The organism is Allobosea sp. CER48, assembly GCF_044752385.1.
In the GTDB taxonomy this organism is placed as follows: Bacteria; Pseudomonadota; Alphaproteobacteria; order Rhizobiales; family Beijerinckiaceae; genus Allobosea.
Genome location: NZ_JBIWYK010000008.1, coordinates 1 through 19930, shown reverse-complemented (window position 1 = coordinate 19930; position 19930 = coordinate 1). Strand labels below are relative to the sequence as shown.

Sequence of the window (19930 nt, the reverse complement as noted above, 5' to 3'; positions counted from 1 at the left end):
AATCTGGCCTATGACCGGGCCTTCCCGATCCCGGCTCCAGAGCGCCTGGCGGCAGCCTGATCTCGATGGCGGGCCCGAGCCTACCGCAATTGCGCAAAGGCCATGCCGCACTTGCGTCGCGGTGATGGACATTCTCCCGCGTTCGTATTCTGATCGCGCCGGAAACTTGGACCGGCCGGAAGCAACGCCTGGGGCTTGCGGCGGCCGGGACACGGGAGCAAATGTCGCGGCGCCAAGCCGCGCCCATGGAGGACAGATGACGCGCAAGATCTACGACAGCCCCGCGGCTGCGCTGGAGGGGCTGCTTTTCGACGGCATGACGATCATGTCCGGCGGCTTCGGCCTGTCGGGCAACCCGGAGAGCCTGATCCCGCAGATCCGCGATTCCGGCGTGAAGAACCTGACGGTGATCTCGAACAATGCCGGCGCCGACGGTTTTGGCCTGTGGATGCTGCTGCAGACCCGGCAGATCAAGAAGATGATCGCGTCCTATGTCGGCGAGAACAAGCTCTTCGAGCAGCAATATCTGGCCGGTGAGCTTGAACTCGAACTCAACCCGCAGGGCACGCTGGCCGAGCGCATCCGCGCCGGCGGCGCCGGCATCCCCGCCTTCTACACCAAGACCGGCGTCGGCACCGTCGTCGCAGAGGGCAAGCCGGTCGAGGAATTCGACGGTCAACTCTATGTCCGCGAGACCTGGCTGCGCGCCGACCTTGCCATCGTCAAGGCCTGGAAGGCCGATACGGCGGGCAACCTCGTCTACCGACGCACGGCACGCAACTTCAATCCGAACATGGCGACCGCCGGCAAGGTGACGGTGGCCGAGGTCGAGGAGATCGTGCCGGTCGGCTCCCTCGACCCGGAGGCGATCCACACCCCCGGCATCTATGTCGACCGCATCATCAAGAGCACGATCAACGAGAAGAAGATCGAGAAGCTGACCGAGCGCAAGAGGGAGTCGGCATAATGGCCTGGACCCGCGAAGAGGTGGCCGCCCGCGCCGCCAAGGAACTGAAGGACGGCTTCTACGTCAATCTCGGCATCGGCATTCCCACGCTGGTGGCTAACTACATTCCCGAGGGCGTCGACGTCACGCTGCAGTCGGAGAACGGCCTGCTCGGCATCGGCCCGTTCCCCTATGAGGGCGAGGCCGATCCCGACCTGATCAATGCCGGCAAGCAGACGATCACGGCGCTGCCGAGCTCCAGCTTCTTCTCCTCCGCCGACTCGTTCGCGATGATCCGCGGCGGCCATATCGACCTGACCATCCTCGGCGCCATGGAAGTGGCCGCGAATGGCGACATCGCCAACTGGACCATTCCCGGCAAGATGGTGAAGGGCATGGGCGGCGCGATGGATCTGGTAGCCGGCGTCAAGAAGGTCATCGTCGTGATGGATCACGCCAACAAGGCGGGCGAATCCAAGGTTCTGGAGCGGTGCTCGCTGCCGCTGACCGGCGCGGGCGTGGTCGACCTGATCATCACCGATCTCTGCGTCATGAGCTGCGACAAGGAGAAGGGCGGCGGCCTGACCCTGATCGAGCTCGCCCCCGGCGTCACGCTCGACGAGGTCAAGGCCAAGACGGCCGCGCCCTTCGCGGTCGCCCCGAGCCTCGCCAAGGCCGCGTGAGCGGGCTCCTCCGCGCGAGGCCGGCGACAACCCAAGCGATGCTGGCCGTGTTCTCGGACGCGGCCACTCTTCGTCATGCGCTCGCCTTCGAAGCCGAGCTCGCCAGAGCCGAAGCGGCAGAAGGACTGATCGCTCCTGACGCCGCCGAGGCGATCGCCACGCTCTGCGCGGAGATCGCGATCGACCCGGCCGAGCTCGCCGAGGAGGCCGCGCTCGCCGGCACGCTGGCGATTCCGCTGGTGGCGCGGTTGCGCGCCGCCCTGGCCGGCGAGGCGGCCAAGTCGCTGCACAAGGGCGCAACCAGCCAGGATGTCGCCGACACCGTGCTGGCCTGCCAGATCCGCGACGCCAGAGCCCTGCTCGACGACGATCTCACCCGCACGACGGTGGCGCTTGCCGCGCTCGCCCGGCGCCATGCCGCGACGCCCTCTATCGGCCGAACCTTGCTGCAGGACGCACTGCCGATCGGCTTCGGCCTGCGTATCGCGCATTGGCAAGCCGGCGTGGCCGAAGCCGCCGAACGCCTCGGCCGTGAGGTCGCTGCCGGCGCAATGCTGCAGTTCGGCGGCGCGGCCGGCTCGCGCGCCGGCCTCGGCGGCAAGGGAGCTGCCGTGTCGGCGCGCCTCGCCGCTGCGCTCACCCTGCCCGACGCGCCGCCCTGGCAGGCGCGCCGCGGCGGCGTCGCCGGGATCGCCACGGCTCTCGCAATCGCCATCGGGGCGCTCGGCAAGATGGCGCGCGATGTCTCGCTTCTTGCCCAGAACGGCATCGGCGAGGCCCGTGAACCCGCCATCCCCGGCCGTGGGGGCTCCTCCGCCATGGCGCATAAGCGCAACCCCACCGGCTGCCAGGTCGCCCTCTCGGCCGCGCTCCGCGCTCCCGGCCTTGTCGCCGGCATTCTCGCCGGCCTGCCGGCCGAGCAGGAGCGCGGGCTCGGCGGCTGGCAGGCCGAGGGCCCCGCTCTGGCCGAGCTCTTCCTGCTCGCGGCCGGTGCGGCCGAGGCCATGGCGACCGTGGCGGAAGGGCTGGAGATCGACGAAGCCGCAATCGCCCGCAATCTCGCGGCTGCCGGCCTCGGAGACGATATCGGCGAGAGCCCGGCCCTGGTCGCCGCGCTGCTGGCCCGAAACGACTGAGGGACTAACCATGCCATTCGCAGCAAGCGGCGGCGCCCGCATCTACTGGAAGCTCGAGGGCACCGACGACAAGCCCGCGCTGGTGCTGCTGAACTCGATCGGCACTGATCTCGGCCTCTGGGATGCGGCGATGCCGGCGCTGCTCGGCGCCTTCCGCGTCCTGCGGCTCGACACCCGCGGCCACGGTGCTTCCGACGCGCCGGATGGCGACTACACGCTTGCGCAGCTGGCCGGTGACACCGCCGCCGCTATGGATGCGGCGGGCATCACGCGCGCCGCGGTCGCCGGCGTCTCGCTTGGCGGCATGATCGCGATGGAGCTTGCGCTTGCCCACCCGGAACGGGTTTCGGCGCTGGCTGTGATCTGCACCTCCGCCACGATGGACAAGGCCGCATGGCAGGATCGTGTCGGCAAGGTCCGTGCCGGCGGCACGGCGGCGATCGCCGATCTCGCGATGCAGCGCTTCCTTTCGCCCGCCTTCACCGCCGGACAGCCGGCCATCGCTGAAAGCGTACGCCGCAACCTGGTCGCCATGGCCCGCGAAGGCTATGCCGGGGCCGGCGCCGCCATCCGCGACATGGCGCTGATCGACCGGCTCCCCGGCCTCTCCTGCCCCACGCTCGTCGTCGTCGGTGAGCGCGACGCCTCCACCCCCTTCGCGGGCCATGGCGATAACCTCGTCGCCGCCATTCCCGGCGCGAGGCTGGAGCGACTCGACTGCGGGCACCTCGCCCCGCTGGAAGCCCCGGCCGCGCTCGCGGGCGTACTGCGGGCGTTCCTGTCGCCAGGCCCGGACGCCGGCGATGCCGGGGAGGTTCTGTTCGAGGCCGGGCTGAAGAACCGCCGGCGTGTCCTTGGCGATGCCTGGGTCGATCGATCGCTCGCCAACCGCACGCCGTTCAACGCCGAGTTCCAGGCGATGATCACCCGCATTGCATGGCAGGAGATCTGGAGCCGGCCCGGCCTCGACGACCGCACGCGACGCCTGCTCGTGCTAGCCATCACCGCCAGCCTCGGCCGCTGGGAGGAATTCCGGCTGCATGTCCGCGCCGGACTGACGCGCGGCGGCTTCACGCGCGACGACCTCAAGGAAGTGCTGATGCAGACGGCGATCTATGCCGGGGTGCCCGCCGGCAACACCGCATTTGCCGAAGCCGCTGCCGTGATGAAGGAGATCGAGGCGGCGGACTGACCGGCGTCAGGCCTTCACCCGGTAGTCGGAAGGCGACAGGCCCGCGCGCTTGGCGAAGAAGCGCGAGAAATAGGCAGGATCGGAAAAGCCGAGCCGGAACGAGATCTGCGAGATCGACATCGCCGTATAGACGAGATCGCGCCGCGCCTCGATCATAAGCCGGTCCTGGATGACCCGCGCGGCGGAGTGGCCGAGCAGTTCCCGGCAGCTGCGCGACAGATGCGGCACCGAGGCGCCGAGCGCGCTTGCGTAATCGGTCAGCGCATCATGCTGCCGGAACCGCGCCTCGACGCGCTCGACGAAGCGGCGGACCAGCTCCGCGCGCGCATCCCGCGCCGGCTCTGCAATCGCCCGTGCCCCGCGCATCGCCCGCACGAACCATGACGCGATCAGGTCGGCATAGGCCGCCAGCGAGAACTCGCGCACCGGCAGGTTCGCGGCGAACTCGCTCATCGCCAGTCGCATCGTCGCGCTGAGCCCGGCAAACTCCCCGCTCCCGACCGGCACATGCAGCACCGCCGCGCTCCCAAGCAGCGCTCGCGCCTCCGGCTCGTTGCCGAACAGGCGCTTCAGCGAGGTCGCCGCCGCACTCGCGACGAAGCCGTTGGTGTCGTCGAGGAAGGCGAATTCGTGGATCGTCGACGGCGGCAGCAGCAGCACCGACCCCGGCGTCAACAGGTGCTCCCGGCCGTCGACGCGCGTCCGCCCTCCGCCCTCCGTGACGAGGAAGAACTGGAAGAGGTCGTGATGCAGGTGTGGCTGGATCGTCCAGCCATGCAGCGAACTGCGCGCCATGATGGGCTCGATGTGAAGCGCATCGGGAAAGCGGTCGGTCAGACGCTCGCCATAGAGCCAATAGGCGGGGACGCTCCTGCCGGGCATATCGTCCTCAAGATCGATTTGTCCAAGACAATGCGCGAATACTCCATTCCGTCAACCACAGCGAACGCGATATTGTCGGCGTGCGGATCGAACGGTGCAAATCGACGCTCCGTGGGAGGTCAAGAAGAATGAGAACGCAGGTCGCCATCATCGGCGCCGGACCTGCCGGCCTGCTGCTCGGGCAGCTTCTGTCGCGCGCCGGCATCGACAACGTCATCCTGGAACGGCGCAGTGCCGACTACGTGTTGTCGCGCATTCGCGCCGGCGTGCTCGAACAGGGCATGGTCGATCTTCTGCACGAGGCGGGCGTCGGCGAACGGCTCGATCGCGAAGGGCTCGTCCATGACGGCTTCGCGCTGGCCTTCCATGGCGCCCTGCACCGCGTCGATCTCAAGCAACTCAGCGGCGGCAAGACGGTCACCGTCTATGGCCAGACCGAGGTAACCCACGATCTCATCGACGCCCGCACGGCGCTCGGCCGGACGACGTTCTACGAAGCCGACGACGTCGCACTGCATGATTTCGACGGTGCCTCGCCGCGGGTTACGTTCCGGGTGGAAGGGCAGGCCAGGGAACTGAACTGCGACTTCATCGCCGGTTGCGACGGCTATCACGGCGCCTCCCGCGCCTCCGTGCCCGGGGATGCGCTGCAGACTTTCGAGCGCGTCTATCCATTCGGCTGGCTCGGCCTGCTGGTGGATCGCCCCCCGGCGGCGCATGAACTGGTCTATGCCAATCACGAGCGCGGCTTCGCGCTGTGCTCGATGCGCTCAGCCGAGCGCAGCCGCTATTATGTCCAGGTTCCGCTGGAGGAGCGGGTCGAGAACTGGTCGGACGATGCCTTCTTCGACGAACTGCGCAGGCGCCTGCCGGCCGAGGTTGCCGATGGGGTCACGACCGGTCCCTCGCTCGAGAAAAGCATTGCGCCGCTGCGCAGCTTCGTCGCCGAGCCGATGCGTTTCGGCCGGCTCTTCCTCGCGGGCGACGCCGCCCATATCGTGCCGCCAACCGGCGCCAAGGGCCTCAATCTCGCCGCGAGCGACGTGCGCTATCTCTTCGATGCCCTGCGCGAGCACTACCACGATCGCTCCGATGCCGGCCTCGACGCTTATTCCGCCCGCGCGCTCGCTCGGGTCTGGAAGGCGGAACGCTTCTCCTGGTGGATGACCAACCTCCTCCACCGTTTCCCTGAGAAAGACGGCTTCGACCGGCGCATCCAGCGGGCTGAGTTCGATTATCTCATCCACTCGCATGCGGCCGGCGTCACCATCGCCGAGAACTATGTCGGCCTGCCCTATTAGAACCTGCCGCCCGGCCCGGATTGGCGCGGAGCGGGACAATCATCGCTTGACCCAGTAATCGAGAGACGAATTCACCTGTGACACGGCTCCCCCCGAAGGACTTCGGCTCCGGACGGCGATGGCCATTGCCCTCGGGCAAAAAATTGCGTTGGTGACAACAAGAGCCGGACATCGCGATGCGCTGATCCGGCCGGGAACGAACGGCGACGACCACCGTTCCGCAGACGATGCGGCTGCGGCGGAGCACGATATCGGGAGGAAGAGGACAATGCAGAAGACATCGATCGGCCGGTTGCTGCGCGCCGGCGCCCTGGCGCTCGCGGGCACCCTGGGGTTGGGTGGCGCGGCCGGCGCCGACACCATCAAGGTCGGCATCATCGGGCCCTTCTCCGGGCCCTTCGCCCTGCAGGGGAAGAATTTCCAGGCTGGTGCCGAGGCCTGGCTGGCGCAGAACGGCAAGACCGTCGCCGGCCACGATATCGAGCTGGTCTATCGCGACCTGCCGACCGCCAACCCGCAGCAGGCGCGCGCGCTGGCGCAGGAGCTGATCGTCCGTGACAAGGTGCAGTATCTCGGCGGCGTCTATTTCACGCCGGACGCGATGGCGATCACCCCGCTGCTGAAGCAGGGCAACGTGCCGCTCGTGATCTTCAACGCCGCGACCTCGGCGATCATGAACTCCTCGCCGCTGGCCGTGCGCACCTCCTTCACCACTGCCCAGACAACGACGCCGATCGGCAAGGCCGCGGTCGAGCGTGGCATCAAGAAATTCGTCTCGGTCGTTACCGACTACGGCCCGGGCGTCGATGCAGAGGGCGCCTTCAAGAAGGCGATCGAGGCTGCGGGCGGCGAGGTCGTCGAATCGATCCGCATGCCGCTCAACACCACCGAGTTCAGCCCGATCATGCAGCGCATCCGCGATGCCGGCGCGCAGGGCGTCTTCGCCTTCCTGCCGTCGGGCCCGCCGACGCTCGGCTTCGTCAAATCCTTCAGCGACACCGGCCTGAAGCAGGCGGGCGTCAAGCTCTTCGCCACCGGCGACCTGACGCAGGAATCCGATCTTCCGGCGCTGGGCGAGGCCGCCTCCGGGATGGTGACGTCCTTCCACTATGCCGTCTCGCACGACTCGGAGATCAACAAGCGCTTCGTCGCCGCCGGCGAGAAGGCGATCGGCGCGCCCGACCTGCTCTCCTTCCCCGCCGTCGGCGCCTATGACGGCATGTTCGTGATCTCCAAGATGATCGCGGCGACCGGCGGCAAGCAGGATGCCGAAAAGGCGGTCGAGGCGGTGAAGGGCCTCGCCTGGGAGAGCCCGCGCGGCCCGGTCAAGATCGACCCGGAGACCCGCCACATCACCCAGACGATCTATCTGCGCGAGGTCGCGAAGGACGCGCAGGGGCGCTGGATCAACAAGGAGATCGCCAGCGTCCCCGATCAGAAGGACCCCGGCCTGGCGAAGTGAGCCTGGCCGCCGACGCCGGATCTCGACATCGCGAGGGCGCGCGACGCCCTCGCATCCTGCTCCCGTTCGACGAGGCCCGCAGATGCAGACCGCGCTGAGCATCGCCATGGATGCCTTCGCCTATGGCATGGCCCTGTTCATCATCTGCATCGGCCTGTCGCTGACGATGGGGCTGATGCGGGTGGTGAACCTCGCGCATGGCGCCTTCGCCATGATCGGCGGCTACATCGCCTCCTATGCCGCGCGCGATCTCGGCCTCGGCTACGGCTTCGGCATCCTGCTCGCCGTCATCGGCACGGTGCTGCTCGCCATTCCGCTGGAGCGCCTGCTCTATCGCCGCATCTACGACCGCAGCGAACTCTCGCAGGTGCTGATGACGATCGGCATCACCTTCTGCGTCATCGGCATCACCAACTACTTCTTCGGGCCAACCCTGAAGACGATCCCGCTGCCCGGCGAACTGGCGCGACCGATCGATCTCGGCTTCCGCAGCATCGCCGGGCACCGCCTCTTCGTCATCGCGAGCGGCCTCGTCGTCGCCGGCGGCCTCTGGTTCCTGATCGAGCGTACCGGCTTTGGCATCCATCTGCGTGCCGCCGTCGAGAACGCGCCGATGGCGCGTGCGCTCGGCGTGCGCACCGAGATCATCTATGCGGCGAGTTTCGCGCTGGCGATCGGGCTCGCCGCCTTCGGCGGCGTGGTCGGCGCCGAATTCCTGCCGATCGAGCCCTATTACGCGCTGCGCTACATGGTCACCTTCCTTGTCGTCGTCTCGGTCGGCGGCGCGGGCTCGATTCCCGGCGCGCTCGCGGCCTGCCTGCTGCTGGGCGCGATCGACGTGACCGGCCGCTATCTCGTGCCGGATTTCGGCAATTTCTTCTTCTATCTCGCGGTGATCCTGGTGGTCTGCGCCTTCCCCCGCGGCCTCATGGGGCGGGCACACTGAGATGACCGACGCCACGCTCCCGCGCGCCGGAACGCCTCGCCTGCGCACGCTCGGGCGCGATCTGCTCGGCCTTGCCCTGATCGCGCTCGTCGGCATGGCCGGCTATGTCCTCTTCCCCGACAATCTCGCCTTCCTGACCCGCGTCATCTCGGTCGCGCTGCTCGTGCTCTCGCTCGACCTGATCGTCGGCTATTGCGGCATCGCCTCGCTCGGCCAGGGCGCGCTCTATGGCGCGGGCGCCTACGCAGCCGGCATCGCCTGCGTCCATGGCGTCACCGAGCCCTTCCTGCTGATCCTGATCGGCGCGGCAGCCGGCGCCGTCATGGGCCTGCTCATGGGCACGGTGATGCTGCGCGCGCATGGCTTGCCGCAGCTCGTGCTCTCGATCGCCATCGTCCAGCTCCTGCACGAGGCCGCGAACAAGGCCTCCTCGATCACCGGCGGCAGCGACGGCCTCTCCGGGATGAGCCCGGCTCCGCTCTTCGGCATCTTCGAGTTCGATCTCTGGGGCCGCAGCGCCTATCTCTTCGGCCTCGGCTTGCTCGTCATCGTGTTCGCGGCGCTGCGCTTCATCGTCCGCTCGCCCTTCGGCATGGTCTGCCGCGGCCTCAAGGAGGACCCGCTGCGGATCAGCGCGCTCGGCATCTACGCCTTCCCTGTGCTGCTCAAGATGTTCGTCATCTCCGGCGCGGTCGCCGGCATGGGCGGCGCGCTTGCGGCGATCGCGACCCAGGTCGTCGGGCTCGACAGCGTGAGCTTCGAGATTTCGGCCAACGCGCTGGTCATGCTCGTCCTCGGCGGCATCGGACATCTATTCGGCGCGTTGATCGGCACGGTGATCTTCATGGCGCTCGAGCACATCGTCGCCGCGATCAACCCCTTCCACTGGATGACGCTGGTCGGCGCCGTGCTGGTCGCCATCGTGCTTTTCGCTCCGCGTGGCCTCTCAGGAACGCTGGACGAGATCGCCCGGCTGCTGACGCGTGACCGCTGGGGGACCGGCCGATGAGCGCGGTGTTCGAGGTCTCGCACCTCTCGAAGGAGTTCGGCGGGCTCAAGGTCAGCCGCGACATCTCGCTCGCCATGAATGAGGGCGAGCGTCTCGCCCTCATCGGCCCCAACGGCGCCGGCAAGACCACCTTCGTCAACCTCGTCACCGGCCGCATCCCGCCGAGCGCGGGCAGCGTCCGCCTCGCCGGCGAGGACATCACGGGCCTGGGCGCCGTGAAGCGCGTCAGGCGCGGCCTCGTCCGCACCTTCCAGGTCACGCGCCTCTTCCCGGACATGACGCCGGAAGAGCATGTGGTCATGACCATCCTGCAGCGCCTCGGCCGGGCGACGCGCATCTTCGCCCGCTTCCACGGCGCGTCCGAAGTGCGCGACGAAGCCGCCGAGATCCTCGCGACGCTTGGATTGACCGAGGTCTCCAGCCGCAAGGTCGCCACCATCGCCTATGGTCAGCAGCGCCTGCTCGAAATCGCGATCGCGCTGGCACAGCGGCCGAAAGTCCTGCTGCTCGACGAGCCTGCCGCCGGCGTGCCCTCCGCCGACACGCCGCGCATAGAGGAGGCGCTGGCGCGCCTGCCCGCCTCGCTCGCCGTGCTGATGATCGAGCACGACATGGATCTCGTCTTCCGCTTTGCCAGGCGTGTCGTGGTGCTGGCTGCGGGCGAGCTCATCTTCCAGGGCCTGCCGTCGGAGGTCGCCAAAGACCCCAAGGTCCGTGAAGCCTATCTCGGGAATTACGCGCATGCCCGCAGCCACGCTTGACGTCCGCGCCCTGAGCGCCGGCTATGGCCAGACCCATGTTCTGGAGGATGTGTCCTTCTCCGTGCCGGCGGGCGGGCGCCTTTCCATCCTCGGCCGCAACGGCATGGGCAAGACCACGCTGATGGCGAGCCTGATGGGGCTGACGCGCCGCTATGCCGGCAGCATCAGCATCGGCGGCAACGACATCACCGCGCTCGGCACCGCCGCTCGCGCCCATGGCGGCATCGGCCTCGTCCCCCAGACCCGCGAGATATTCAAGGGCCTGACGGTGGAGGAGAACCTCTTCGCCGGGCTGAAGGGCCGTCCGCGCAGCGCGATCGAGGAAGCCTATGTGCTGTTCCCGCGCCTGCAGGAACGTCGTCGCAATCTGGGCTCCCAGCTCTCGGGTGGCGAGCAGCAGATGCTGGCGACGGCGCGCACCATCCTCGGCCAGCCCTCGGTGCTGCTGCTCGACGAGCCGCTGGAGGGCCTGGCTCCGGTCATCTGCGACATGCTGATGGAGGCCTTCACCGGGCTCGCGGCGAGCGGCGCGATGACGATTCTCTTCGTCGAGCAGCGGCTGGAAAGTGCGCTCGATTTCGCCGAGGACGTCATCATCCTCGAGCGCGGGCGGATCGTCTGGTCCGGCAAGCCAGCGGCGCTGCGCGCCGACGGAGACGTGCTCGAGCGCTATGTCGGCGTCGGCGGGTTGCACTGAGCAGACGGCGGTTCACACCACCAGATCGCGCTCCGGCACCGGCTCGCCCCGCGAGACACGCGCCATGTTGTCGAACATGCGCTTCACGGTCGGCGCGAAATTGTCGGCGGCCATCGCCGCGAGGTGCGGCGTCACCACGAGGTTGTCGAGCGTCAGCAATTCGCTGTCGGCCGGCAGCGGCTCGACCGAGAACACGTCCATCGCAGCGCCCGCGATCTCCCGCGCCTTCAGTGCCGCGATCAGGTCGGTCTCGTTGACGACGCCGCCGCGCGCGACATTGACCAGAACCGCCGTCTTCTTCATCGCCTTGAGGGCGGCAGCATCGATCAGGTTGGCCGTCTCCGGCGTCAGCGGGCAATGGAGCGAGACGACATCCGCCTGCGCCAGGATCTCCGGCAGCGACGCGTGCCGGGCGCCGAGCGCCGCTTCCGCCTCGGCATCGAGCGGATGGCGCTTGCTGTAGAGGATCGTGCAGCCGAAGCCCCCGAGCAGTTTCGCAAGGCTCTGGCCGATCGCGCCGAAGCCGATGATGCCGACCGTCTTGCCCGAGAGCGTGAAGGTGTCGCCTGGCAGCTTGCCCGTGGCCCAGTGGCCCTGCTTGAGCTCGGCATGGCCGTAGCCGATGAAGCGCAGCGCGGAGAGCGCCAGGCCCAATGCGAATTCCGCAACGGGCACGGCATTCGAGCCGGTCGTGCGCGCGACCCTGATGCCGAGCTCCTTCGCGGCGGCGATATCGATATTGTCGTAGCCGACGCCCCATTTGTGCAGCAGCTTCAGCTTCTTCGCCGCCCGCAGCACATCGGCGGAGACGCCGACCTGGCCGGAGATCGCATAGTCGGCCTCGGCGATGATCTCCTTCATATGCTCGTCGCCGCGCGCGACGCCGTGCTTGAACACGAAGCCGGGCGGCAGCAGCGCCCGCATGCGCTCGGCGCGCTCGGGGCTCGTCATGTCGAGGAGGACGATGGTCTCTGGCATGGAAGGATCCGGGAATATGATCAGATGGTGAAGCGCGCACCGGCGCGGGCGAGCCCGCCGGAGATGGCAACCGGCGTGCCATCGGCGCGCCAGCAGGCGGCGCCCGTCAACGTGCCGTCCGCATTGAAGGCGATCGCATTCATCCCTCCGGCGACGCGCGGCGAGCGCAAGACCTTGTGGCCGCGCGCCGCAAGCTCCTGCGCCACGGCCTCGGGAATGGCCTCTTCGAGTTCGAGGACGCCGCCCTCGGTCCAGACGCGCGGCGCCTCGACCGCCTCCTGCAAGGTCATGCGGTGGTCGATCAGGTTGACGATGGCCTGCAGCGCCGAGGGGAAGATGCGCAGGGCGCCCGGCAGGCCGAGCGCGAAGGCGAGCCGGCCGTCCTTCACGGCCATCATCGGCGCCATCGAGGTGAAGACCCGCTTGCCCGGCGCGATCGAGAGCGCGCGGCCGGGATGCGGATCGAAATTGAACATGTAGTTGTTGGCGATCATACCCGTGCCGGGGATCTGCACGCAGGCCCCGAACAGGCCGTTGATCGTCTGCGTCGCGCTGACCACGTTGCCCATGGCGTCCGCAACGGTGACATGGGTGGTATCGGCAGATTCTCCACCCGAAAGCCCCGCCGTCCAGCTTCTGGCCCGGCCCATCTCGACCAGCGCGCGGCGCTCGTCGGCGTAGTCCTTGTCGATCAGCCTCGCGACCGGGACCTTGACGAAGGCCGGATCGGCCGTCGCCACCGCACGGTCTGCGAAGGCGATCTTCAGCGCCTCGGCCAGAAGATGCACGGCATCCGTCGAGCCGAATCCAAGCGAGCCGATATCATAGCCTTCGAGGATGTTGAGCATCTGCGTGACATGCACGCCCGAGGACGAGGGAGGCGGCGGGCCGATGATCTCGTAGCCGCGATAGGAGCCGCGGATCGGCTCACGCAGCTCGATACGGTAATTGGCGAGGTCGACCTGGTCGATGAGCCCGCCATTCGCGGCCATGTAGTCGGTCAGTGCCCGTCCGAGCTTCCCGCCATAGAGCGCCTCGGGCCCCTCCGCCGCGATCAGTTTCAGGCTCGCGGCATAGTCGGTCTGGACCAGCCGCATGCCCGGCTGGAGCGGCAGGCCGCCCGGCAGCAGGAGCGCTGCAAGCCCCGGATCGCGAGCGAGATCGGCGGCATTGTCGGTGATGCAGTTCGAGAGATAGGGCGTGACCACGAAACCGCGCTCCGCCAGCCCGATCGCCGGCTGCAGCACCTCGGCGAGCGGCAGCGTGCCGAAGCGCGTGAGCGCCTCGCACCAGCCCTTGAGCGCGCCTGGCACCGCGACCGCCTTGGCACCGACCACGTTCTCGCGGTCGCGCGTGTCGCGCTGCTTGCCGATCTCGTCCGAAAGGCAGTCGTACATGTCGGGCGCCGCATGCCCGGGCGCCGTCGAGAGATTGTCGATCACGACGTGGCGCCCGTCGGCGAGGCGGATATGGCTCAGGCCGCCGCCGAGGATGCCGACCATCATCGGCTCGGCCACGGTCAGCGCGAAGAGCGATGCCACCGCCGCGTCGATCGCGTTGCCGCCGGCGAGCAGCATCTGCGCCCCCGCGGCTGAGGCCAGCGGATGATTGGTGACGACCATCCCGCGCGAGCCGGTGGCCGGCTTCTTCTCGCAGGTGAAGGAGGCGATGCGGGGCGACGGCGCAGAAAGGTTCATGGCCGGCACAGAACCGGTTTTGCAGGCCGGCGTCGAGCCTCTTCTTCGGCATGCGCGCCATGTCCCCGCTTCTCGCCGGCAGCGACGGCCACGCGCCGGCAACGCTTGACAAGCCATGGTCCGAAGCCCCACCTAAATCCCGTTCCCAGGGGGGCCTCGCTAGGAGGCTGAGATTCCGCCGGCAGGGCCGTCAGGCCCGGCAACGTGGTGACCCTCCGAACCTGATCCGGGTCATACCGGCGTAGGGATGCGGGACATGCGGCCGTCGTGGCCCTGATTCCAGCTTGCGCCGATGATCCAGTTGCGATCGACGCTCCCGGCTTGCCGGCACGCGTCCGAACGGAGTGGGCCACAGTGACGCAAGCCGAGATCATCGAGGCGCTGCTGGCGTTCATCGCGCTTCCCGACGCGTCGGAAGCGGAATTCGAGGCGATGGCGCTGAAGGTGTTCGCCTACCAGTTCCGCAACAACGACCCCTACAAGCGCTTCTGCCTGCAGCGCGGCCGCACGCCGCTCTCGGTCCGGCGCTGGCGCGACATTCCGGCTGTGCCGATCACCGCCTTCAAGGACCTGACGCTGAGCTGCAGCCCGCCGGAAGCGGCCGAGCGCGTCTTCATGACGAGCGGCACCACGCAGGGCGTCCGCGGCCGCAGCTATCATCCGACTCTCGCGGTCTGGCGCCGCTCGATGCTGGTGAATTTCCGCGAACGCTTCATGCGTGGCCGCGAGCGCATCCGCATGGGCATTCTCTTCCCCGACGCCGCGGAGCTGCCGAACTCCTCGCTCGCCACCTATCTTTCGCTCGCCAGGCGCGAATGCGGCACCCCGGATTCCCGGACCTTCATCGATGCCGCCGGGCTCGACCTCGACGGGCTGCTCTCGACGCTCGCGGAAGCCGAAGCCAGCGGCGAGCCCTACGCCCTGCTCGGCGCGAGCTATTCGTTCGTCCCCGTGCTGGACGCGCTCGCCGCGAGCGGCCGGCGCTTCGCTCTGCCGGAAGGGAGCCTGATCCTCGACACCGGCGGCTTCAAGGGCCAGTCGCGCGAGCTCGGCCCTGACGAGTTCTATGACGCGCTCTCGGCAGCCTTCGGCGTGCCGCGCTCTTCCTGCATCAACATGTACGGGATGACCGAGCTGAGCTCGCAGCTCTATGACGATGGCAACGCCGTCTGCCCCTCCGTGAAGTCCGGCCCGCACTGGATCCGCAGCCGCGTCGTCGATCCGCTGACCGGGGCGGACCTGCCGGAAGGCCAGCGCGGCGTGATCGTCCATCACGACCTCGCCCATTTCAATTGCGTCGCGGCGATCCTCACCGAGGATGCCGGCCAGATCGTGCCCAACGGTTTCAAGCTGCTCGGCCGGGTCGATGGCGAGGCCTCGAAAGGCTGTTCGGTCGCGGTCGCCGAATTCCTCGCCGCGGCACGAGGCTGACTGACGTGATCGAGCATGCGGGCCATCTGCCGGGCCTGAACGCCAAGGCGTTGCGCTGGCGCGAAGTCAGCCTCAGCGCCTGGGGCGAGAGCGCCACGATCGCGCTGCCGGAGCTCGACGGGGCGCAGGCGGCGGCGCTCTGCGCGCAGGTTCGCGACAATGCCGGCGCCCGACTGAAGCAGATGCCGGTTGCCCGCATCGTCGACGCGATCGATGCCGCCATCATGCGCCTGCTCGACCGCGGGGACCCGCTGCGGCGCAAGGCCGAGCATCTGCTGCCGATCGTTACCGGCTATGACCGCGAGACGGTCCGTCTCGGTCTCACCGGCTATCTCAAGACCTTCCGCAGACCGCAGCTCCTGCGCTTCCTGGCTGAGGACTTCGCCAATCCCGGCGTGCTCGACGGTTTCCGGCCGACGCCCAAGGGGGGCTATCTGCGCGCCCATGGCCCGGAACTCCTGTTGCATGTCTGGGCCGGAAACGTGCCGGCACTCTCGCTCTGGAGCCTGATCTGCGGTCTTCTGGTCAAGGCGGGCAACATCGGCAAGCTCGCCTCGGCCGAGCCGCTGACGGCCGGCTGGTTCGCGGGGCTCCTCTCGGAGATCGATCCCGAGATCGGCGAATGCCTGGCGATCACCTGGTGGAAGGGGGGCGAGGCGGCGGCCGAGCCGACCTTCCTGCGCGAGGCCGACACGGTCATCGCCTATGGCGGCAATGAGACGCTGACGGCCCTGCGTGCCAGGTTGCCGGTCACCACCCGCTTCCTGCCGCATGGCCACAAGATCGGCTTCGGCGTCGTGGCGCGCGAGGCGCTCGACAGCCGCAAGGCTCCGGCGCTGGCGCGGCTCGCCGCCCACGACGTCGTCCGCTACGAGCAGCAGGGCTGCTACTCCCCGCAGATGCTCTTCGTCGAGCGCGGCGGGCGCGTCGAAGCTGCCGAGTTCGCCCGCTACGTCGCGCAGGAACTCGGCACGCTCGCCTCCCGCCATCCACGCCGCGCACTTTCGCCGGGTGAAGCCGCGTCGATCGCAACCTGGCGAGGCGCGCAGGAGACGCGCGCGATGGAGGGAGCAGCGGAGCTTCTCGGCGAGCCATCCGACAGCTGGAGCGTGGTCCATGTCGCGGCGGCGGAACCCCTGAGCCCGACCGGGCTGAACCGCAGTTTGAAGCTGGTCGCCGTCGAGAGCCTCGACGACATCCCTGCCCTGATCGCACCCTATCGCAGTTTCCTGCAGACGGCGGGCGTCGCCGCGGCGCCCGAGCGGCTGTTCCGGCTTTCCGAGCAGCTCGGCAAGGCCGGCATCAGCCGCATCGCCCCGCTCGGTCGCATGACCGCGCCCGAGGCTGGGTGGCACCATGACGGACGCTTCAGCCTGCTCGACCTCGTCACGCTGACCGAGATCGAGCAGGCGGCCGAAGCTGCGGCAGAGGGATTCGCGCCCTATGTCGACTGAGCCCGAAGGCAGCTTCGTCGCGATCGAGCAGATCCGCCACCGCTACGGCGCGGCCGGGCCAGCGATCGTCGACGGCGTCGACTGGATCATCCCGCGTGGCGAAATCCATTGCCTGCTCGGCCGCAGCGGCTGCGGCAAGACCACGCTGCTAAAGCTCGCCGCCGGCCTGCTCAGCCCCGATGAAGGCGCAATCCGTGTCGCCGGCGAGGCGCTGCATGGCCCAAGTGCCCGTGCCGGCTTCGTCTTCCAGGCACCGACCCTGCTCGATTGGCTGAGCGCCCTCGACAATGTCCTGCTGCCGATATCGCTGAAGCGTCGCCCGAACGCAGTCGACCGCGATGCGGCGCGCGACCTCCTCGCCCGGGTCGGCCTTGCCGATTTCGCAGCGCGCCTACCGTCCGAGCTCTCCGGTGGCCAGCAGAGCCGCGTCGCCGTTGCCCGCGCGCTGGTCGGCCAGCCCGACCTGCTTTTGCTCGATGAGCCCTTCGCCGCGCTCGACGCCCTCACGCGCGAGGAATTGCAGGACGACCTCCTGCGCCTCTGCGCCCTCAATGGCACAACCGCGCTCTTCGTCACCCATGATATCGGCGAGGCCGTCTATCTCGCCGACAAGGTGGCGGTCATGGCGGCCGGCCGGATTACTCATACACGCCGTGTCGAGCTGCCGCGCCCGCGCCATCGCGACATGCGCTATGCGCCCTCGTTCATCTCCATCTGCCGCGAGTTGCGCGACGCGATGGACGGCTCAGCCGTCATCACTGCGAGCCGGAGGCCGGCGGCATGAAGGCCCGCCTGCCCTCGCTCCTGCTGCTCGTCGCCCTGCTGGCCGGCTGGGAAGCCTGGTGTCGGCTCGGCGGCCTGTCGCCGCTCGTCCTGCCGCCGCCCTCCGGGGTGTTTGCGACGCTGTGGAGCGAGATCGCGACCGGAAGGCTCTGGCCGCATCTGGCGGTTACCGCCGCCGAGATGGCGCTGGGCCTGCTCATCGGCACAGTCGTCGGCCTCGGCGTCGGCATCCTGCTGGCTGAATTTCCGGCGCTGAGCCGGCTGCTGCGTCCCTATGTGCTGGCGAGCCAATTGGTGCCGAAGCTCGCGCTCGGGCCGCTCTTCATCATCTGGTTCGGCTTCGGCATGACGCCGACCGTCGTCATCACTGCGCTGATCTGCTTCTTCCCGCTGATGGAGAATACGTTGACGGGCATCAACGAGGTCGATGCCTCCCGGCGAGAGCTGTTCCGCATGCTGGGCGCCGGCCGCCTCCAGGCTCTGCTGCGTCTCAAGCTGCCGGCCGCTCTGCCCGTCATCATGGCTGGCCTGCGCGTCGCCGTCGTGCTCGCTTTGGTCGGCGCCGTCGTCGGCGAGTTCATCGGCGGCCGCATAGGGCTCGGCGCCTCGATCATCGCCGCGCAGGGCGTGATGGATTCCAGCCTCATCTTCGCGCTCTTCGTCGTCATCACCGCCCTTGGAATGCTGCTCTACGAGGCCGTGCGCCTGCTCGAGCGCCGCGTCCTGCATCGCTTTTCGAAAGGCTAGACCCATGCGCGCTTTGCCCACCTTCCTCGCTTTCGCCCTGTCGTGGCTGGCTGCCGCGCCGGCAGCGGCGCAGGCACCGGACAAGGTCACGGTCGCCGGCTGGAGCCAGCCGATCAGCGAGATCACCAACCTGCTGGCCGAGCCGGACAAGGGCTTCTTCAAGGCCAGGGGCATCGCGCTCGACTATGTGCCCGGCAATGGCGGCGGCGCGGCGCTTCAGAACCTGCTTGCGGGGCAGGCCGACATCGCCTTCACCGACCCGGCCGCGCTCTATCTCGCGCTCGACAAGGGCGAGAAGCTCGTCGCGATCTACAACATCTACCCGCAGAACGTCTTCAACGTCGTCGCGCTCAAGGGCAGCGGCATCCGCTCGGCCGCCGATCTCAAGGGCAAGCGCATCGGCGTCTACAGCCTCGCCAGCGGCACCTACCAGAACCTGCTCGTGCTGCTGCATCAGGTCGGGCTGAGCGAGAAGGACGTGCAGATCCAGCCCACCGGCCTCCTCAATTTCGCGCCGCTGATGCAGGGGCAGGTCGATGCGACAGCCGCGACCGACACCGGCCTGCTCGTCGCCCGCGCCAAGGGGCTGGGCGAGGCGAATGTCATCGAGGTCCGCGACCAGCTCAACCTGCCGAGCGACATCTTCGTCGTGAAGGAAGGCTATTACGAGCAGAACAAGCCGCTCCTGAAGCGCTTCCTCGCGGCCTATCGCGATTCCGCCGCGTGGATGATCGCCAAGCCCGAGGAGGCTGCGCGCCTCGCCGTCACCCGCGCCATCAATGGCCGCGACGAGGCGGTCAATCTCGAGATCATCAAGCTGCGCAACCTCTCCGGCGTGTCACCGACGACGGAACGGGAGGGGCTCGGCCGCTTCGATCTCGACGCCCTGCAGAAGGGCGCCGACACCTTCCGCAGCCTTGGCCTTATCACCCGCCAGATCGACATGGCGACTGTCGTGAAAAGCGACCTGATTCCGCAGAAGGGCGACATCCCGTGAAGTTCCACGACCGGGCCATCCTCGTCACCGGCGCGAGCCGTGGCATCGGCGCAGCGATCGCGAGAGCGTTCGCCGCCGAAGGCGGGATCGTCATCGTCAACTACCGGGCGAACGAGGCAGCCGCAGAGGCCGTCGCAGCGGAATGCCGGGCTGTTGGCGGCGAGGCGCTGGCCATCGCGGCCGATGTCACCTCCCCGGACGCGGTCGCAACCATGGCGACGCGCATAGCGGAGGAAGTCGGCAGGCTCGACGTCGTCGTCAACAACGCCTTCGCGCCCTACCGCTTCGACCCGGACAACCGCGCACGCTTCTGGGAGACGCCCTGGGAAGCCTACGAACAGCAATTCGAGGGCGCGGTGAAGGCGGCCTATACGGTCAGCCGCGCAATGCTGCCGCTGCTCCAGCGCCGCAGCGGCGCTGCCATCGTCAATCTCGCCAGCGATCTGGTGACGCGCCCGAGCATCCCGTACCACGACTACACCACCGCCAAGGCCGCTCTGGTCGGCTTCAGCCGTAATCTCGCGGCCGAGCTCGGGCCGCTGGGTATCCGGGTGAACTGCGTCGCGCCGGGTCTGGTCTATCCGACGCAGGCGAGCGAGGCGACGCCCGAGGAGGTCCGCGAGACGCTGATCGCGCAGACGCCTCTGCGACGCATCGCGACGCCGGCGGATGTCGCCGGCCCCGTGCTCTTCCTCGCCAGCGCGTGGAGCGGCTTCGTCACCGGCCAGACCCTGCATGTCGATGGCGGGCTGGTGATGGCTTGAGGGAGCACCGCCGACTTATGCCGCCGGCGGCGTGCCGTGCGTGTGGAAGCTTTCGATCGTCTTG

At 68.4% G+C, this 19930-nt stretch carries 19 protein-coding genes and 1 riboswitch; of the genes, 16 read left to right on the top strand and 3 right to left on the bottom strand.

The window, feature by feature from the left end:
* Window positions 1-256 precede the first annotated feature (256 nt).
* Genes ACIPIA_RS00830 through pcaDC form a run of 4 tightly spaced genes read left to right on the top strand, consistent with a single transcriptional unit; the run spans window position 257 to window position 3957 of the window.
* Entirely contained in the window at window positions 257-967 is a 711-nt protein-coding gene (locus ACIPIA_RS00830; protein ID WP_400505742.1) for a CoA transferase subunit A, read from the top strand.
* Window positions 967-1629, top strand: a complete 663-nt coding sequence (locus ACIPIA_RS00825; protein ID WP_400505740.1) for a 3-oxoacid CoA-transferase subunit B — start codon at window positions 967-969, stop codon at window positions 1627-1629. The genes ACIPIA_RS00830 and ACIPIA_RS00825 overlap by 1 nt, the downstream gene beginning before the upstream one ends.
* Before the next feature lie 38 nt (window positions 1630-1667).
* A complete protein-coding gene (locus tag ACIPIA_RS00820; protein ID WP_400505738.1) occupies window positions 1668-2765 on the top strand; it encodes a lyase family protein in 1098 nt (365 codons plus the stop codon).
* Between the two features lie 10 nt (window positions 2766-2775).
* Complete coding sequence (gene pcaDC / locus ACIPIA_RS00815; RefSeq protein ID WP_400505736.1) at window positions 2776-3957, top strand: bifunctional 3-oxoadipate enol-lactonase/4-carboxymuconolactone decarboxylase PcaDC; 1182 nt, start codon at window positions 2776-2778, stop codon at window positions 3955-3957.
* Between the two features lie 6 nt (window positions 3958-3963).
* On the opposite strand, the gene ACIPIA_RS00810 is transcribed toward pcaDC, so the two are convergent.
* Window positions 3964-4839, bottom strand: coding sequence for a helix-turn-helix domain-containing protein (locus ACIPIA_RS00810; protein WP_400505734.1), 876 nt, complete (start codon window positions 4837-4839; stop codon window positions 3964-3966).
* Window positions 4840-4967: 128 nt separating this feature from the next.
* On the opposite strand from ACIPIA_RS00810, the gene pobA reads away from it, so the two are divergent.
* The 6 genes from pobA to ACIPIA_RS00780 all read left to right on the top strand — a co-directional run bounded on the left by pobA (window position 4968) and on the right by ACIPIA_RS00780 (window position 11015).
* Window positions 4968-6140, top strand: a complete 1173-nt coding sequence (gene pobA, locus ACIPIA_RS00805) for a 4-hydroxybenzoate 3-monooxygenase (protein ID WP_400505732.1) — start codon at window positions 4968-4970, stop codon at window positions 6138-6140.
* Between the two features lie 295 nt (window positions 6141-6435).
* A complete protein-coding gene (locus ACIPIA_RS00800; protein WP_400505744.1) occupies window positions 6436-7602 on the top strand; it encodes an ABC transporter substrate-binding protein in 1167 nt (388 codons plus the stop codon).
* Between the two features lie 82 nt (window positions 7603-7684).
* The gene (locus tag ACIPIA_RS00795; protein ID WP_400505730.1) at window positions 7685-8548 is read left to right on the top strand and encodes a branched-chain amino acid ABC transporter permease; all 864 of its coding nucleotides are present in this window, start codon (window positions 7685-7687) and stop codon (window positions 8546-8548) included.
* A 1-nt stretch (window position 8549) separates the two neighbouring features.
* A complete protein-coding gene (locus ACIPIA_RS00790; RefSeq protein WP_400505728.1) occupies window positions 8550-9557 on the top strand; it encodes a branched-chain amino acid ABC transporter permease in 1008 nt (335 codons plus the stop codon).
* The gene (locus ACIPIA_RS00785; RefSeq protein ID WP_400505726.1) at window positions 9554-10318 is read left to right on the top strand and encodes an ABC transporter ATP-binding protein; all 765 of its coding nucleotides are present in this window, start codon (window positions 9554-9556) and stop codon (window positions 10316-10318) included. Before ACIPIA_RS00790 ends, ACIPIA_RS00785 begins: the two co-directional genes overlap by 4 nt.
* Window positions 10299-11015 (top strand): ABC transporter ATP-binding protein, encoded by a 717-nt coding sequence (locus tag ACIPIA_RS00780; RefSeq protein ID WP_400505724.1) that lies wholly within the window; start codon window positions 10299-10301, stop codon window positions 11013-11015. The genes ACIPIA_RS00785 and ACIPIA_RS00780 overlap by 20 nt, the downstream gene beginning before the upstream one ends.
* Window positions 11016-11027: 12 nt before the next feature.
* Here the strand turns inward: ACIPIA_RS00780 and ACIPIA_RS00775 are convergent, their stop codons facing one another.
* Window positions 11028-11993 carry a 2-hydroxyacid dehydrogenase gene (locus ACIPIA_RS00775; RefSeq protein WP_400505722.1) on the bottom strand — a complete coding sequence of 322 codons (966 nt, stop codon included), beginning with the start codon at window positions 11991-11993 and terminating at the stop codon, window positions 11028-11030.
* Between the two features lie 20 nt (window positions 11994-12013).
* Window positions 12014-13690 (bottom strand): gamma-glutamyltransferase, encoded by a 1677-nt coding sequence (ggt, locus tag ACIPIA_RS00770; RefSeq protein ID WP_400505720.1) that lies wholly within the window; start codon window positions 13688-13690, stop codon window positions 12014-12016.
* A 137-nt stretch (window positions 13691-13827) separates the two neighbouring features.
* Window positions 13828-13956: riboswitch (TPP riboswitch) on the top strand.
* 88 nt (window positions 13957-14044) lie between these two features.
* On the opposite strand from ggt, the gene ACIPIA_RS00765 reads away from it, so the two are divergent.
* Genes ACIPIA_RS00765 through ACIPIA_RS00740 form a run of 6 tightly spaced genes read left to right on the top strand, consistent with a single transcriptional unit; the run spans window position 14045 to window position 19866 of the window.
* The gene (locus ACIPIA_RS00765; RefSeq protein ID WP_400505718.1) at window positions 14045-15121 is read left to right on the top strand and encodes a LuxE/PaaK family acyltransferase; all 1077 of its coding nucleotides are present in this window, start codon (window positions 14045-14047) and stop codon (window positions 15119-15121) included.
* Between the two features lie 5 nt (window positions 15122-15126).
* Window positions 15127-16575, top strand: coding sequence for an acyl-CoA reductase (locus ACIPIA_RS00760; RefSeq protein ID WP_400505716.1), 1449 nt, complete (start codon window positions 15127-15129; stop codon window positions 16573-16575).
* Window positions 16565-17359 carry an ABC transporter ATP-binding protein gene (locus tag ACIPIA_RS00755; protein ID WP_400505714.1) on the top strand — a complete coding sequence of 265 codons (795 nt, stop codon included), beginning with the start codon at window positions 16565-16567 and terminating at the stop codon, window positions 17357-17359. The genes ACIPIA_RS00760 and ACIPIA_RS00755 overlap by 11 nt, the downstream gene beginning before the upstream one ends.
* Entirely contained in the window at window positions 17356-18105 is a 750-nt protein-coding gene (locus tag ACIPIA_RS00750) for an ABC transporter permease (RefSeq protein WP_400505712.1), read from the top strand. The genes ACIPIA_RS00755 and ACIPIA_RS00750 overlap by 4 nt, the downstream gene beginning before the upstream one ends.
* A 4-nt stretch (window positions 18106-18109) precedes the next feature.
* Entirely contained in the window at window positions 18110-19102 is a 993-nt protein-coding gene (locus tag ACIPIA_RS00745) for an ABC transporter substrate-binding protein (RefSeq protein ID WP_400505711.1), read from the top strand.
* Window positions 19099-19866, top strand: coding sequence for an SDR family oxidoreductase (locus ACIPIA_RS00740; protein ID WP_400505709.1), 768 nt, complete (start codon window positions 19099-19101; stop codon window positions 19864-19866). The genes ACIPIA_RS00745 and ACIPIA_RS00740 overlap by 4 nt, the downstream gene beginning before the upstream one ends.
* Window positions 19867-19930 lie beyond the last annotated feature (64 nt).

Coding starts and splice junctions, on each gene's coding strand:
- ACIPIA_RS00830 (WP_400505742.1), top strand. CDS start 257: ATGACGCGCAAGATCTACGACAGCCCCGCGGCTGCGCTGGAGGGGCTG.
- ACIPIA_RS00825 (WP_400505740.1), top strand. CDS start 967: ATGGCCTGGACCCGCGAAGAGGTGGCCGCCCGCGCCGCCAAGGAACTG.
- ACIPIA_RS00820 (WP_400505738.1), top strand. CDS start 1,668: ATGCTGGCCGTGTTCTCGGACGCGGCCACTCTTCGTCATGCGCTCGCC.
- pcaDC (WP_400505736.1), top strand. CDS start 2,776: ATGCCATTCGCAGCAAGCGGCGGCGCCCGCATCTACTGGAAGCTCGAG.
- ACIPIA_RS00810 (WP_400505734.1), bottom strand. CDS start 4,839: ATGCCCGGCAGGAGCGTCCCCGCCTATTGGCTCTATGGCGAGCGTCTG.
- pobA (WP_400505732.1), top strand. CDS start 4,968: ATGAGAACGCAGGTCGCCATCATCGGCGCCGGACCTGCCGGCCTGCTG.
- ACIPIA_RS00795 (WP_400505730.1), top strand. CDS start 7,685: ATGCAGACCGCGCTGAGCATCGCCATGGATGCCTTCGCCTATGGCATG.
- ACIPIA_RS00790 (WP_400505728.1), top strand. CDS start 8,550: ATGACCGACGCCACGCTCCCGCGCGCCGGAACGCCTCGCCTGCGCACG.
- ACIPIA_RS00785 (WP_400505726.1), top strand. CDS start 9,554: ATGAGCGCGGTGTTCGAGGTCTCGCACCTCTCGAAGGAGTTCGGCGGG.
- ACIPIA_RS00780 (WP_400505724.1), top strand. CDS start 10,299: ATGCCCGCAGCCACGCTTGACGTCCGCGCCCTGAGCGCCGGCTATGGC.
- ACIPIA_RS00775 (WP_400505722.1), bottom strand. CDS start 11,993: ATGCCAGAGACCATCGTCCTCCTCGACATGACGAGCCCCGAGCGCGCC.
- ggt (WP_400505720.1), bottom strand. CDS start 13,690: ATGAACCTTTCTGCGCCGTCGCCCCGCATCGCCTCCTTCACCTGCGAG.
- ACIPIA_RS00755 (WP_400505714.1), top strand. CDS start 16,565: ATGTCGACTGAGCCCGAAGGCAGCTTCGTCGCGATCGAGCAGATCCGC.
- ACIPIA_RS00750 (WP_400505712.1), top strand. CDS start 17,356: ATGAAGGCCCGCCTGCCCTCGCTCCTGCTGCTCGTCGCCCTGCTGGCC.
- ACIPIA_RS00745 (WP_400505711.1), top strand. CDS start 18,110: ATGCGCGCTTTGCCCACCTTCCTCGCTTTCGCCCTGTCGTGGCTGGCT.